A 2,311-nucleotide genomic window follows, 5' to 3' on the forward strand; every position below is an offset into this window, starting at 1 on the left:
ATGATGGATAAAATATAGTTGGACTGTTCCCCGTCGACGCTATGGGCTTGCCGGTTCCTGCTTTCTTCTTTTTGCCTTTCCATAAGCACCTGACCCTGTTCAATCAGCCGGTGATTTGTTTATTTCCCGCTCGATTCTCCTGGTGGCCGGACATACCTTTCCCGTTGTCCTTGAATCGGGCAGGTGCATTGTTTATTGTTTCAGTCGGTCAAAGAACGTTTGGCAGGTTATGGCTTAAGCAGAATCGTTTATCGGATAAGCTTTCAGTATCCCTTTCCGACATTGTTTGCACAGCCAGGGATTAACCCCGGTAAGTATGCGGAACGCTTCATAAGCATTCAACCCTTCAACCGGGGAGAGGTACTGGCCTTTGCCAATTAATGCCAGGCATTGCTCTTTTTTAGCTGTGGCATTGGCTGAAGCCAAAACTCCGAAGTATCTGATTTTGTAAAAACCCGTAGGAAGTACATGAAGCAGGAACCGTTTCACGAAGGTTTCACCATCCAGTGTCATTTCCCGGTTGTAGTGGCCTGTTTTAGAATCTTTGTAACGAAAGCGAACCGTCCCCTGTTCGAAGCTTTCAATACGCTGGTTACTAATGGCCACCCGGTGCGTGTAGCGCCCAAGGTATTCCAGTGCCCGATCGGCAGTCTTCCCGGTCTTCTTGGCATATACAACCCAGTCTTTGGCATAAAGCTTTTGTTTTAAGCCTTCGGTGTTAAATTCCTTGGGAACATCAAGGCTGCCGGTTTGAAGCAGATTCAGCAGCGACTCACAAAACCGGGCACGAAAGATTTTGGACAACACTTTAACCGGCACCAAAAAGTTTTTTTTCGGGCGGATCCATTCCATCCCGTCATCCGACAATCCACCGGCCGGAACCAGCATATGAACATGCGGATGATAAACCAAGGTCGATGACCAGGTATGCAGCACCGCAACAGCGCCTGGCTGTGCCCCCAGGAAGCGGGGATTGGCACACAACGACTGCAATGCGGACCAGGCTTTTTGAAACAACAAACTATAACAAACCTGCTGATTGCGGTAAATGAGACGGTTTAAACAAGCGGGAAGGGTAAACACCAAATGAAAATATTTGCCCGGCAGCAACCGGCCTTTCAGGTTTTCTACCCAAATGGTTTGTTTCATGTACTGGCATTTGTTGCAATGCCGGTTCCGGCACGAGTTGTACGACTGTTCCCGGTGTCCGCAGTTGTCACATACACTCAGGTGTCCTTTTAGTTCCGATGTCCGGCAGGCGGTCATATCGTCAATGGCCTTGTGCTGCTCGGGGCAAAGCTTCCGGTTTGCTTTCAATGACGGGCTGTATTCCCGTATGATGTCGGCCAGTTCAACTGGTTGGCGCTTATTTTCTCTCGTCCCCATCATCCTCTGGTTTTGCCTGGGTTAAATCGGGTAGTTGTGCCTTGTCAAGGTCGGCCAGGTGAAGGTAGATGGCGGTTGTCTTCAGGGAGTTGTGTCCCAGCAGCAGTTGCAACCGCTTCAGGTTTACGCCCCGTTCCAGCATATGAGTGGCAAACGAGTGGCGGAGCACATGCGGGGAGATGTTCTTTTTGATGCCGGCTTTAAGGGCACAGTCTTTTACAATCTTCTGCATACTGGATGCCGAATAGGCTTTGCCCGGCACTGGCCCTTCAAAAAGATAAACCGCCGGGCGCCACCTCCGGTAATACTTCTCCAGTGATTCGAAAAGCCTGCCGGGTACCGGGAGTTCCCGTTGCTTGTTTCCTTTCCCGGTAATTTTAATAACACTGCGCTGCCGGTCAATATCTTTAAGCCGGATGTGTAACAGTTCACTGCGGCGCATGCCGGTGGCATAAGCCAGGATTAATAAAAGCCGGTGTTTGTAGCTGCGTGGCGAGCCGATCAAGGCCCTTGCTTCAATCTCTGAGAGCACAACGGGCAGTTTCTTTTCCTTCCGGGGACGCCGGATACGAATGCTTTCCCACTTGCGCTTTAGCAAATCCTGCTGCAGGATCTTCCAGGCACTGATATTCTGGTTAATCCTACTGACTGAGCAATTTTCACGGGTGATTAAATGATGAAGATAGGCCTTGAACTGTTCGGTACTGATTCGCCCTGGGGGAAGGTTGAAATAGCGGGATACCTGGCCTACCGAGCAAATGTAACTGCGGATAGTCCGTTCACTGTAGTTGCGGATACGCATCTCGCGCTCCATCAACTCATGGATACTTTTTTTTCATAACTAAAAATTTAAGGATGAGAATAGAAGTTACGCAGTTTTTTGCACCATGTCAAGCTGCCCCGCATCGCGGGGTTTAGTTCAACG

The 2,311-nt window shown here is 49.7% G+C and carries 2 protein-coding genes; both read right to left on the reverse strand.

The features are described 5' to 3' along the window. Positions 1 to 234: 234 nt before the first annotated feature. Positions 235 to 1,389 carry an IS91 family transposase gene (locus tag N2K84_RS20050; protein WP_282593615.1) on the reverse strand — a complete coding sequence of 385 codons (1,155 nt, stop codon included), beginning with the start codon at positions 1,387 to 1,389 and terminating at the stop codon, positions 235 to 237. Next, complete coding sequence (locus N2K84_RS20055; RefSeq protein ID WP_282593616.1) at positions 1,367 to 2,200, reverse strand: tyrosine-type recombinase/integrase; 834 nt, start codon at positions 2,198 to 2,200, stop codon at positions 1,367 to 1,369. The genes N2K84_RS20050 and N2K84_RS20055 overlap by 23 nt, the downstream gene beginning before the upstream one ends. Positions 2,201 to 2,311 lie beyond the last annotated feature (111 nt).

The organism is Gaoshiqia sediminis (assembly GCF_025907915.1).
Lineage (GTDB): Bacteria > Bacteroidota > Bacteroidia > Bacteroidales > Prolixibacteraceae > Gaoshiqia > Gaoshiqia sediminis.